Genomic DNA, 12,431 nt, shown 5'->3' with positions numbered 1-12,431 from the left:
CGCTCAGAGCATCAGGCGGCTCAGGTTGAATCCGGACTCCCCGTGGGCGGCGATGGCGGAGAGCTCGGCGTACTGCTGGCGCGTGGGAGCGCGTGGCTGAAGGCGCAAGCTGTGCCGCGCGGAGGCGCGGAGCTGAAGGTCCACGAGAATGCCAAGTCGGCGGCGCATGGGGCCATGCTTCAGCGCAGCCAGCATCCCCGCCACCGAGCGTGGCTCGCCCAGGAGGTACCGTTGACCATCCGCGAACCTCCCTCGGTTCCGGGTCCACCAGTCCCTCACCTTCGCCGGATCCGGGAGCGGCAGGTCGTCTTCCGGTGTATGGACGAGCCGTCGGCGCTCCTTCGGGGGTGCTGTCAGGTTCGCCTCCATGAGGGTGACGCCCGTCACTGCCGTGAACACCTCCCCCGAGAGGGGCCCGGACCGCTTGTCTTCCAGCCACTCGAGGCTCGCGTCCAGGATCTCCGGCGTACCGACGAAGCCGAGCGCCCACAGCGCCGCGGGCCGGTGCGCGGGCTCCGCGAGTGCCGCACTCAGCTCCTTGTATTCGGCAGGCCCGCCCCCCAGAGCGAGCAGCAGCAGCGCCTCCGGGTCTCCTCTCAGGGCGCGCTCGCGCACGCACCGCCAGGCCTCTCTCAACCCCAGCCGGCAACCCACCTCCATGGCCGCCGCGACAACGCCGGAGTCCTTGTCCCTCAACCCCTCCTGCGCCGCGGCGCGTTGCCGAGCCGAGGCCGGCACGTTCAGCAGCGCCCGCAGCCCCAAAGCCCGCGCTGATGGACTGTCGCTCTCCAGCAGTCTGGGGAGCACGGCCTCCAACGGCGTGTGGTGGAAGGCCAGCACCTCGGCCGCCGCGGTGACGAGGCCCTGCTCGGAGGATTCGAGCAGTTCGCGCATACGGCCTGACACCTCTGGCCGATCCGAGCACGCCAGGGCTCGCACCATCGGTCCCCGTTGTCCGGGCCGCGCACGCAGAGCCACGATCACGGCCTCGATTCCGGCCTCGCCCGGGGTCTGCAGGAGCGCGCTCGCCGCCACTCTCACCCGGGATGGATCATCCTCTTCAAGCGCAGGGAAGAGCAGCCGGCGCGCCACCTCCGGGCCATTGGCCACGAGCCCGTCGATGTGAGCCCACAACCGCTCCTCAGGGCCTCGTGCGACCCGATCGAGTGTGTGAGTGGGCGACAGGAGGCTGCGCTCCCAGACTCCCCACAGGAAGTCTGCTTCATCGAAGTGCCGCTCAATGACATCCCAGAAGAGCATGGGGAATCCGGTCTCTCTCAGTTGATCTGAACCGCCCCGCCCTTGATCCGGTTCGTCCCCTTGGCCCGCGTCTCGACATAGGCCCCACGGATGACGATCTTTCCGTTCCTGCTCAGCGAGATGGAGGCGTCGCCACAGCGCAGCTCGATCTCCTTCTCGCCCGTGAGAATGATCCGCTCACCATCCACCTGGGCCTCCCGCTCACCTTGCGGCCACACCAGGCCGACAAGGAGGGGCAGCGAGGGATCTCCATTCTCGAAGAGGAGCGCCACGGGGCAGCGAGACGCAGCCGCGGAGCGCAACGCCCGGGCTCCCGTGTCGATGAGCAACCGGGCGGGTACCGGCCCCGCTGGATTGCCAGGGAAGTCGACGATCGCCCCCTGCTTGGAATCGTAGTCCGTGATCCAGCCGAGGATGGCAGCCGGAAGAGCGGGCGCCGGACTCACGGGAGAGAGTCCAAGCGATGAACGGCGTGCGGTCATGGTGCTGCTCCTTTTTGCGGATGCCTGTCAGTTCTCCGAGATCTTGGAACCCTCGACGACGACTTCCTCATCGCCCTTGATCTGGACCTTGGTGCCCTTGAGGATCACGTCTCCGCTCTTCTTCACCTGGAGCGTCGCCGCGCCCACCTTGAGGAGGAACTCCTCTTCGGCTTCCACGGTGATCTCCTTCGCGGAGAGCTTGTATTGCTCCTTGACGGTATGGCCGAGATTGCCCCCGACGCTGACCTGGAGATCCTTCCCCACCTGGAGGGAGCGGTTCATTCCAACCTGCTCGGACAGCTCGCCTCCCACGGTCATGGTGCGCGAACCCATGACGGTCTCGGACTTGGAAGCACCCACCGTCTCCATCTTGCTCATGCCGACCTGCTCGGACATGAGTCCGCCCACCAGTTGGTTGAGCGCCGCACCCACGGTGATGGCGTAGGCCCCCCCGATGGTGAGCATCTTTCCAAGCCCCACTGTCTCCGTGGAGACCATGGCGACCTGCAGGTTCTCGTTGCCGCCCACCTGGATGGACTGGTTTCCCGCCACGTCCTCGGTGTGGTTGCCCTTCACCGTCGTTGAGCGGTTCTGAGCAACCTCCAGACTCTGATTGCCGCCAACCAGGGTGTCGTCGTTCTTCTTCACCTCCAACGACTGGTTGCCCTCGATGGTGCGGCTTCGGTCCTTCTTGACGAGCAGCTTCTCGTTTCCGCGCACCTGCTGCGTCTTGTCGTTCTCGACGACGATGTTGAAGTCCTTCTGAGCGTGCAGGTAGACCTCTTCCCGGCCCGCCTTGTCCTCGATGCGCAGCTCGTTGGAGCCGGAGCCGCCCAGGCTTGAGCTGGAGCGCAGCGTGCTCCGCGTCTTGTCGTCCGGGAGCGCGATGGGGGGAGGGTTCTGGCCGTTGTAGACGCTGCCCGTCACCAGAGGCCTGTCGGGATCTCCCTCGAGGAACTCCACCACCACCTCATGCCCCATCCGAGGCAGGTAGAGCGCGCCCCAGCTCTGGCCCGCCCAGGCCTGGCTCACGCGGATCCAGCACGAGCTCCGCTCGTTGTTCTGGCCCTCCCGGTCCCAGTGGAACTGGACCTTGATGCGGCCGTGCGGATCCGTGTGGACCTCCTCGCCTCCAGGCCCCACGACCATGGCTGTCTGCGCGCCCGGGATGATGGGACAGGGCGTGTCACGCGGAGGGCGGTAGGGCACCTGAGCCGGCATGCAGCGGAACTCGTTGCGATAGCCCTCCTTGACGCCAGACGCCGACTGCTCGACGGTGAGCACCTCGGGCTGGCGCCCCGTGTGCCGCACCCAGAGCAGCAGGTAGTTCTGGTTGAAGGCGAGCAGCGGGTGCTCGTCCACCGAGAAGGTGGTCCCCGAGAGCAAACGCCGGCAGTTGCTGGCCCCCGTCATCTGCTCCACGTTCGCCCGGAGTTCCTCCAGGCGGATCTTCGCCAGCGTCCTGCCCGTGCCGGGGTCCTCGTAGCGAGCCGGGTAGTCGTAGATTTCGAGGGCCTGCTCTCCCTCATCGGCGGTGGAGCTGGAGGTCAGATCCATCCGTGGCTGGACGAAGTTGTAGTCCCGCAGGACGACGGCGCCGGGGTAGACCTCCAAGCACGCGGCGAGTTCATGCACGGACTCGCTCCCGGCCACCATCCGGGCCGGATCACGGAAGACAAGGCGAGAGTCGCCGGGCATGGCCTGGCAGGTGATGGACGCATCATTGAGTACCAGGACATGGGTGCCCTCGGAGTGCTCGAAGGAATAGAAGATGCCTTCCTCCTCGAGCAGCCGGGAGACGAAGTTGAAGTCTGACTCGTGGTACTGCACGCAGTACTCGCGCTTGCGGTAGGAGCTCTTCAGCTCGGCCCTGTGCTCCACGCCCCCCTCGGTGAGGACCTGGGTGACGATCTGCGGCACGGACAGCTCCTGGAAGATGCGGCTGCGAAGGGTGTGGCGCAGCGCCCACAGCCGGGGAACCACCGTGATGCGGTAACGCTGGCGCTCGGGTCCTCCTCCGGCGTCCCAGCGAGCAATGCGTGAGATCATCCCGTGGAAGAAGCGAGTCTCCCCACCGCCCAGATGCACCTTCAGGAGCGCGCTCTGGCCAATCAGCGCCTTCTCCTCCATTCCCACGTGCGCGGCGGCCGCGAGAACGAGCTCGACGGAGTAGAGCCGGGAGAGGCCTTCCTCTGCCTGGAACTCCACCACGGCCAGCTCCCCCGCTGCGTGAGGACCCGCTTCGAACTCGAACTCGGCTTGATTGGCGCGGAGGGCCGCCGTGGCAACCATGAAGTCGTGCCTTTGAAATCACCAGGCAATGTCTGGCTGAGAACAAAGTAAGGCGACAGACAGTCCACTGGCTGTACCACCCGGGAGGAATGGGCTCAGGGCCGCGAATGCACCGTACCGCCCCGGATCTGCGTCTCCGAGCTATCGATGGATATCGTCTTCCCCTTGAAGAGCACCTCGCCGGACTTCTCCAGCTTCAAGATCAGGTTGCCGCCCACGATGAGTGAGAAGGTGTCTTCCGCGCTCAGGGAGAAGGCTTTGGCCATCCAGGAAGCCAGCTCCTTGGCCTCTTGGGTCGTCTTGCCCTTGACGCTCTCCTGGAGATCCTGGCTCGTTGCCAGCGACACGCCACCGCCAACCGTCGAGGCGTAGAGCAAGCCGACCTGGGTCTGCTTGTCCTTTCCCACGCTCTCCTCGCGATGGACGCCCACGAGCTCGATCATGGCGGCGCCTACCTCGACGGCCTTGAGGCCTCCCGTGGTCTCGGCCATCGCCAGGCCCACGTTGATGGCGTAGCCCACTCCGATCGTCAGAGCCCTGGCTGCGCCCACCGTTTCCATGGAGGCCTGATCAATCGTCACCTGCTGGTTGTTGCCAATGGAGATTCGCTGGTTGGCGCTCACGGACTCCGAATGGTTCTGGTGCGTCGTCGTGGTGCGGTTGCACGTCACCTGCAGCGTCTGGTTTCCCTCGACGAGGGACGCGTCGTTCATCTCGACCGTGAGATCCTGGTTCCACTCCACGCAGAGGCCGCGGTCCTTCTTCACCAGGAGATCTTCGTACCCTCGCACCTCCTGGGTCTTGTCGTTCTCCGTGACAGCGTCCTCATCCTTCTGGGCGTGGACGAAGATCTCTTCCTTCCCCGCTGAGTCCTCGATCCTGAACTCGTTGGAGCCTGCGCCCCCCAGGCTGGAGGCACTCTTGAGCAGGGTCTTCGTCTTGTCCCCCGGCAGCCCGTAGGGCGTGGGGTTGCCTCCGTTGTAGAGGGTGCCCGCCACCAACGGCCGGTCGGGATCCCCCTCCAGGAAACGAATCACCACCTCCTGCCCGATGCGCGGCAGGTTCAATGAGCCCCAGGCGAGTCCTCCCCAGGGCTGTCCCACCCGCATCCAGCAAGAGGAGCGCTCATTCCGCTGTCCTTGCCGATCCCAGTGGAACTGCACCTTGATCCGCCCATGGAGATCAGTGTGGATCTCTTCCCCTCCAGGCCCCACCACCGCTGCCGTCTGGATTCCCGGGATGCGCGGCCGAGGCGTCACCCGAGGGGGCCGGAAGGGCACTCCCTCGGGCAGGCCTTGGAAGTCGTTGCGATACACGCCTCCCAGCGTCTCCGCGTTTCCCAGCGTGTCGGGTTGATGACCTGAGTGCACCACCTGCTCCACGAGGAAGTTCCCGGCGAACGTTGCGTCTCCCGGGCTCTCCGCCTCGAAGAGGTAGCCTGGGGACAACCGCGGGCACACGCTGCTTCCCGTGCACGTGCACGCCCCTTGTTCCTTCTCCTCCATACGCGTCCTGGCCAACGCCTTGCCGACGTCCGGTGTCACGTACTCGCCTGGATAGTCATACAGCTCCAGCTCCGGTGCGCCCTCCGCGCCGCTGTGTCTCGCTGAGAGGTCCAGCGCCGGCTTCTTGAAGTCGAAGTCGCGCAGCATCACCTTGCCAGGCCGCAGCCGGTGCACCCGCTCCAGGCGGAAGATGAATTCCTCGTCGTAGGCCCGCTTGTCCTCGGCTCTCAGGGAGAGGCGCGAGCCACCTGGGAGCGCCACATGAGCGTTTGCGCCATCCCCCAGCACCAGCACGTGGCCCTGCTCGGTGTGCTCGAAGAAGTAGAAGATGCCCTCTTCCTCGAGCAGCCGGGAGATGAAGGTGAAGTCCGACTCGCGGTACTGCACGCAATACTCGCGCGCCTCATAGGAGCGGCTCAGGAGCAGGCGGTGTTCCACTCCCCATTCTCCCAACACCGCCTTGACGATGTCGGGGACCGCCAGCTCCTGGAAGATGCGGCTGTTCCTTCGCTGGCGGAGGCGCCCAAGATCGGGCATCACCCGCACGCGGTAGACCCACCGCCCCCCGAGTCTCCCAAGCGCTTCTGCTCGCCGCACCCGCCCGTGTACGTATCGCACCGGGGCTTTGTCGATCCGGATCGTCAGCAGCACCGGGACGTTCGCGAGCTCCGCCAGGTCCAGCGGCTGACCCTCTCTCGAGAAGAACTCGACGTGAAAGTCATACAGGCTCGACAGGGCCTCCATGCCGGAGAAGCGGGTGACGACGAGGAACTCTGCTGCGTGTTCTCCCACGTGGACGGAAAAGGCGGGCATCTGCGTTCGTGCCATTCGAACCCCCTGGCGCCCGAACATTGGGCACGCTCAGTGAGGAGGCACGGTATGGAGTGCAACCCGAGTGAGCTGTACCACACGAGAGGTACCGCCCACCTGGGCTGGCGCTGGTGGACCACCCGGTGGACCAGCGACTGGAGGCCATGCCAGGACCGAGCCCTCCCAGGACCTGTCCGGCCTGGGCTAGGATGCGCCGCCGAATGTCCCTTCAACCTGGAGAGCAGTTCGGCCGCTACGAGCTGGTGTCGTGGCTGGGCCGGGGCGGCATGGCCGAGACCTACCGCGCCCGGCTGGTCGCGGAAGCGGGAGTGACCAAGCCGGTCCTCATCAAGAAGGTCCTGCCCGAGTTCATCAACGATGAGGCCTTCATCGCGATGTTCATCAGCGAGGCGCGCATCTCGGCCACGCTCTCCCACGGCAACATCGCGCAGGTCTACGACTTCGGCCGAGTGGAGGGGGACTACTTCCTGGCCATGGAGTTCGTGGAGGGGCAGCCGCTGCACCGCATCCTGAAGCGGGCGCACAAGTCGGGCATGTCCACGATCCCGATCCCCCTGGCGGCCTTCATCGCGATGGAGATGTGCCGGGGCCTGCACTACGCGCACACGCGAACGGATGAGAAGGGACAGCCGCTGGGTATCGTTCACCGGGACATCTCTCCGGACAACGTGCTCATCAGCTACGAGGGGCAGGTGAAGATCGTCGACTTCGGCATCGCCAAGGCCCGCGAGCTGCGCGGGTTCAGCACCGAGCCGGGGATCGTGAAGGGCAAGTACCTCTTCTTCTCGCCGGAGCAGGCACAGGGCGAGGAGGTCGATGCACGCACGGATGTGTGGGCCACGGGGATCGTCCTCTACGAGATGCTGTGCGGGAAGCTGCCCGTCGAGGACGATGCTCCCGAGGTGGCCATGGATCGGCTCATCTCGGGGAGCTTTCCGCGCCTGCGAGAGCGGAACCCAAGCGTGCCCGCGGAGCTGGATGCCATCGTGATGGAGGCGTTGGCACTGAACAAGGAGGAGCGCTACGCGTCCTGCCATGCCTTCGGGGATGCGCTGGCGGGGTTCCTGGCGGCTACCGCGCCTCGATTCTCGGCGGTGTCGCTCTCGCACTTCGTCCAGGAGCTGTTTCGAGAGGACATCACCAGCACGGGGCGGCAGGTGCAGGTGCCGCCCACGTTCCCGGAACAGCTTGCCCAATGGAGAGGCCAGTCACCCACGGCGATCCTGGCTCCTCCCGGGAGGCCGCAGCCCCAGCCGCCCACGGACCCGGACCCGGAGCGCTCGCCGGCGAAGGATGTCGAGACCCGGATCATGCCTCCTCGGAAGGGAATGTCCGTGGGAGCCGTGGTGGGCCTCGTGCTCCTGGTAGGAGCCATACTCGGCGGTGGCTTCCTCGTCTGGAAGGGAATGAGGCCGAAGGTGGTGGGGGATCCCTCGAATCCCCAGCCGCTCCAGCTCACCGAGGCGCCTCTTGCGCCGCCCCCCTCCCCTCCTGCCGAAAGGCTCGCGGAAGCCACGCCGCCTCCGGAGGAAGAGGCCCCTGCCACCGAGGAGACTCCCGAGCCTGCCACCGCTCCGGCGCAAGAGCCTCCGCCAACGTCGGCGGCGCCCACGAACGAGCCCGCGCCCAGCCTCTCCGCGGAGGAGCAGGAAGCCCAGGCGGCCTACGACAGCGCGATACAGCTCCTCGAGAAGAAGCAGTTCGCCCCGGCAGAGCAGCGGGCCCAGAGGTGCATCCAGCTGACCCCGGAGAACGCGGAGTGCCACCGGGTAGCGGCCGAAGCCAGCTCAGGAAGGGGCCAGTTCGACAAGGCGGTGGGGTACTACCGCAGGTTCCTGGAGCTCGCCCCCGATCACGAGCTGGCCCCCCAGATCCGCAAGAGCGTGGCGAGCTACGAGCAGCGCAAGCGGCGGCGCACTCCCTCTCAGTAGCTCCGACGCGTCCCCGACAAGCACCCGCGCGCCTGGGCACCCGTGGACAGGGCCCCCCCTGTCGGCGGACTCTTTCCCAACCTGTCTGACTGGTGGACAGGTTTGGCCTGGTCCCGCCCGACAGGGGCACCCGGTGCGCCGAGCCGCCTCAGGGCGTCACGGAGCGCAGGATCGAGTTGCCCGCATCCGCCACATAGAGCGTGCCGTCCGGCCCCACCGCGAGGCCCGCAGGCAGGACGAAGTCCGCGTTCCGGCCATCCCCGTCCCGAGCACCGAAGCGCCCCGAGCCCGCCAGCGTCGTCACCTCGCGAGCCTTGCCCTCATGGAAGACGATGCGCCGGATGCGGTAGTTGCCCGGGTCGGCCACCGCCAGCGAGCCATCCCCCAGCACGGCAATGCCCAGGTAGGGCAGCATCTGAGAGGGGCCAGGCTCGCCATCCGCGTAGCCCGGAGTGGAGCCCGCCACCGTGGTGACGATCCCGTTCTTCAGCTCGACCACGCGAGCCATGCCCGTCTCCACGATGAAGATCGTGCCATCCGGCTTCACGGTCAGCGCCGAGGGCCGATAGAGCCACTTGTCCGCCTGCAGCGTCGTCACCGGATTTCCCGGAGCCACCAGATCGATCCTGCGGATGATGCCGTTGGTCAGGTCGGCCACCAGCAGCGCCCCGTCCGGAGCGATGGTGAGACCCGCGGGCTGGTTGAAGCGAGCGCTCGCGGAGGGCCCATCCGCCGAGCCCGCCTGGTTCATCGCTCCGGCGAACACGGACGCCGAGCCATCGGTCGCGATGCGGCGGATGCAGTGGTGGTCCGTGTCGGAGACATAGATGGTGCCCGCAGCATCGACGGCGATCCCCATCGGACCATCGAGCCCCGTGAGGATCGTCTGGATATCGCCCATGGCGGACACGCGCTTGACTCCATCCACGAGCGCATCCGCCACCACCCACCCGCCATCGGGAGTCACGGCCACGGCCACGGGAGCCCCGAGCTGCCCCATGCTCGCGGGCCCGTCGATGCCACCGCGCATCCCCGCCTGCCCGGCCACGGTGGACACACGGTTGGCGAAGGGCCCGTGAGGCGCAGGGAGCTGCGGCGCGGGGAACTGCACCAGGCTGGAGGGCACGGAGCGGCCCAGCGCCTTGTAGAGGATGTTGGCCACGATGCGCGCGGCGCGCGGATCCGCGGCCTGCTCGCCCGCCAGAGTGTGCACGAAGTCGATGCCGCCGGCGGAGAAGACCCACGCATCTCCCTGCTTGCGCAGCACCATCTGCCCGATGCCGAACGCGCCCTGGAGCGACAGCGCGGGAGACTCGGCCAGGACTTGCAGCCCCTGGGGCGACTGGCCGTTGTTGACGATCTCGTCCATCTCGTAGCCGTTGGCCATCCAGATGGTGTCACCGGCCCGGAAGCCGGTGCCCGCCAGCGCCCAGTGATTGGGATCAGTGATGACCAGCGGGAACGAGAACTGGTGCCAGCGGCTGTTGAACATGACGCCGAAGAGCTTGTTCTCCGGGCGAGACACCGGCGCATCGCGGAACTTCGTCGTGAACTGAGGGCTCTTGTTGCCCACCGGATCGCGCGAGTCCCCCTTGTACCCGGTGATGATGCGCCGGGCCCGGCCGTCCTTCGAGGGCTCCAGCCGCACCTGCCAATAGCCCTGATTCGCGCCCAGGTTGATCAGCGAGCGGCCCTCCGCCAGGGCCCGGTCCATGCGGTCGCGGATGGTGCCCGTCCAATACTCGTCATGGCCCGAAAGGAAGACGACCTTCGCGCCGCTGACGAAGTCCCGCTCGTCCATGTCCTCATCGGTGGCGTAGCCCACGTCCAGCCCCTGCGCCTCCAGCCACTGGACCAGGCTGAGATCATCGGTCATCAGGTGGCCAGCCCCCTGCCCGCGGTAGTAGGGCCGGTCATACGAAGCCTGGAACGCGCGGCTCACCCCGTACTTGCGCTTCATCACGCCCAGCTTGTCGTCATAGAGGCTGGTGTTGCCCCAGACGTTGTACGCCTGCCAGGTGGCCGTGGGGATGACCGCCACTACCTCCGAGCGCGGCTTCGCGTCCCGCATGAAGAAGGACACGTACCGCTCGTAGCCGTCATCACGGACCAGCTTCACCACGTACACGCCGCGCACCCAGTCGCCCGTCGTCTCGATCTCGACCGTCGGCGTCCACTGGCAGGCCACCACGCCGGTGCTCTCGTCGATGGGACAATCCGACTGGCGCACCGCGCGCACCGGGCCGCCCCGAGCCAGTTCCCGCCCGCCCTTCCCTCCGTAGTAGCCGAGCCGGTACACGTACCAACGGAAGTTGCGCGCCTCGGGAACATTCACGGCCACGGGCAGGCGCTGCCCCGGCGTCACCGTGGCCACGAGCGCATAGCCCTCGATCTCCCGCTGGTTGGCGGTGCGCTTGAGGCGCCAGTCCTCCGTCCCCGCGCGCTGGTTCTCCTTGCGCACGGCATCGGGATCGGGCTCGGGGAGCGGCGGCTCCGGGGTGCCTCCATCCTTGCCACCAGGAGGGTTCTCCGTCACCGGGCCCGCATCCGGGGGCACGCCCGCATCCGGGTCGCCCTCGAGGGGAGGCGTGTCGCTCTTGCCTTCATTGGAGGGGGGAGGAGGCTGGTTCCCGCGGCTCTGGCACGCCGCCAGTCCCCACAGGGTCAGAAGGATGACACCCAGCCCCCAGCAACGCCTTGCCTGCCCCATTCCGATCCTCCGCCGGTCAACGAGTCCCGACGGTAAGCACGCGCCTCAGGATCGGAAGCGCCCGGGCAGGCAATAACTCCAGGAGCTCAACACTCCACGCCCTTGTTCCGCCTGGGAATGGGGACGCGGCGCCTCTGGGAGACACACTCCGCGTTCACTTCCCGAGGAACTCGGTATGCAGGCGAGCCGTGAGTGGCTTCAGGTACGCCTTGTCCACCAGCAGCGAGAGCTGCAGCGGCGAGGTGTGGACGGCATGCACCCGCGCGCCCAATTCCTCGGCGGCGAGCAGGGCCCGGCGCAGGTAGGACCAGTCTGCGTTGATGCCTGCGCCCACACAGGTGACGGTGCCAACCTGTTCCTGGAGCGACACATCCTCCCCGAAGCGCACGGAGAGATCCCGGCGCACGGCCTCCAACCCGTGGATGTCCTGGAGCGGCACCGCGAGGTAGCTCCTCGACTCGCGCCCGAGCAGCCCATCGAAGCTCAGCGCCCGGCCGCGCACGCCGCGGGCGTCCAGGAACTCCAGCAGCTCCGGCAGCCGCACCCGCTCCGAGGACGCGGACAGCACCGCCATCTCCTGCTCGGCCGTGACACCCTTCACGCGCGTGTCGGAGGGGACCGTCAGCTCCTGGACGGCCGTGCCCGAGCCCTGCGCATGCGCCGTGCGGGCGAGAATCACGATGCCCTTGGCCTTGGCGAACTCCACGGCCTGGGCGTTGAGCACCTTGGCGCCCGCGCTGGCCAATTCCTGCATCTCGTCATACGAGAGCGCCTCCAGCTTGCGAGCATCCGGCACGACGCGCGGGTCCGCGGAGAAGATGCCGTCCACGTCGGAGTAGATCTCACACGCCTCCGCCTCGAGCGCCGCGGCCAGCGCCACCGCCGTCGTGTCCGAGCCGCCCCGCCCCAGCGTCGTCACCTCCTTCTTGTAGGAGACGCCCTGGTACCCGGCGACGATGACGACCTTGCCCCGGTCCAGCTCCTCGAAGACGCGGAAGGGGCGCACCTCGACGATGCGGGCCTGCGAGTGCGTGTCGTTGGTGATGATGCCCGTCTGGCTGCCGGTGAAGCTGATGGCGGGCACCCCGGCCTCCTGGAGCGCCATGGAGAGCAGCGCCATGGAGATGCGCTCGCCGCAGGTCAGCAACATGTCCAGCTCGCGCCGAGGAGGATCCTCGGACACCTGTTTGGCCAGCGAGAGCAATTCATCGGTGGTGTCTCCCATGGCGGAGACCACGACGACGACCTGGTAGCCGGCCTCGCGCTTGGCCTTCACGCGCTGGGCGACCTTGCGAATCTTCTCCACATCGGCGACCGACGAGCCACCGTACTTCTGGACCACGATGGGCATAAACACCTCGATACCCTGTTGGGTGCGGCTGGAAAACCACGCCGAGAGGTTTTCATGCAGGACACTGGC

7 protein-coding genes are annotated in these 12,431 nt (G+C 67.1%); 1 reads left to right on the top strand and 6 read right to left on the bottom strand.

The features are described 5' to 3' along the window. Positions 1-3: 3 nt before the first annotated feature. From KY501_RS36140 to tssI, 4 genes are all read right to left on the bottom strand, one after another. Positions 4-1,260: a TIGR02270 family protein gene (locus KY501_RS36140; protein WP_224368421.1), complete on the bottom strand. Its 1,257-nt coding sequence runs from the start codon at positions 1,258-1,260 to the stop codon at positions 4-6. Between the two features lie 17 nt (positions 1,261-1,277). After that, positions 1,278-1,742: a DUF6484 domain-containing protein gene (locus KY501_RS36135; RefSeq protein ID WP_224368420.1), complete on the bottom strand. Its 465-nt coding sequence runs from the start codon at positions 1,740-1,742 to the stop codon at positions 1,278-1,280. A 27-nt stretch (positions 1,743-1,769) separates the two neighbouring features. Then, positions 1,770-4,034, bottom strand: coding sequence for a type VI secretion system Vgr family protein (locus KY501_RS36130; protein WP_224368419.1), 2,265 nt, complete (start codon positions 4,032-4,034; stop codon positions 1,770-1,772). A 95-nt stretch (positions 4,035-4,129) separates the two neighbouring features. Next, complete coding sequence (gene tssI, locus KY501_RS36125; protein ID WP_224368418.1) at positions 4,130-6,367, bottom strand: type VI secretion system tip protein TssI/VgrG; 2,238 nt, start codon at positions 6,365-6,367, stop codon at positions 4,130-4,132. Between the two features lie 203 nt (positions 6,368-6,570). Here tssI and KY501_RS36120 point away from each other — a divergent pair, with 203 nt between their 5' ends. Beyond that, positions 6,571-8,301 carry a serine/threonine-protein kinase gene (locus KY501_RS36120; RefSeq protein WP_224368417.1) on the top strand — a complete coding sequence of 577 codons (1,731 nt, stop codon included), beginning with the start codon at positions 6,571-6,573 and terminating at the stop codon, positions 8,299-8,301. A gap of 148 nt (positions 8,302-8,449) precedes the next feature. On the opposite strand, the gene KY501_RS36115 is transcribed toward KY501_RS36120, so the two are convergent. Together KY501_RS36115 and KY501_RS36110 are read right to left on the bottom strand one after the other, a co-directional pair. Further along, a complete protein-coding gene (locus tag KY501_RS36115) occupies positions 8,450-11,011 on the bottom strand; it encodes a N,N-dimethylformamidase beta subunit family domain-containing protein (RefSeq protein ID WP_224368416.1) in 2,562 nt (853 codons plus the stop codon). Between the two features lie 154 nt (positions 11,012-11,165). After that, on the bottom strand, positions 11,166-12,362 hold the full coding sequence (locus tag KY501_RS36110; protein ID WP_224368415.1) for an aspartate kinase: 1,197 nt from the start codon (positions 12,360-12,362) through the stop codon (positions 11,166-11,168). Positions 12,363-12,431: the final 69 nt, after the last annotated feature.

It is taken from the genome of Hyalangium versicolor (assembly GCF_020103695.1).
Taxonomy (GTDB): Bacteria; Myxococcota; Myxococcia; order Myxococcales; family Myxococcaceae; genus Hyalangium; species Hyalangium versicolor.
This window is presented reverse-complemented; position numbering and strand designations above follow the sequence as displayed.

Coding starts and splice junctions, on each gene's coding strand:
- KY501_RS36110 (WP_224368415.1), bottom strand. CDS start 12,362: ATGCCCATCGTGGTCCAGAAGTACGGTGGCTCGTCGGTCGCCGATGTG.
- KY501_RS36135 (WP_224368420.1), bottom strand. CDS start 1,742: ATGACCGCACGCCGTTCATCGCTTGGACTCTCTCCCGTGAGTCCGGCG.
- KY501_RS36120 (WP_224368417.1), top strand. CDS start 6,571: ATGTCCCTTCAACCTGGAGAGCAGTTCGGCCGCTACGAGCTGGTGTCG.
- KY501_RS36115 (WP_224368416.1), bottom strand. CDS start 11,011: ATGGGGCAGGCAAGGCGTTGCTGGGGGCTGGGTGTCATCCTTCTGACC.
- KY501_RS36140 (WP_224368421.1), bottom strand. CDS start 1,260: ATGCTCTTCTGGGATGTCATTGAGCGGCACTTCGATGAAGCAGACTTC.
- tssI (WP_224368418.1), bottom strand. CDS start 6,367: ATGGCACGAACGCAGATGCCCGCCTTTTCCGTCCACGTGGGAGAACAC.
- KY501_RS36130 (WP_224368419.1), bottom strand. CDS start 4,034: ATGGTTGCCACGGCGGCCCTCCGCGCCAATCAAGCCGAGTTCGAGTTC.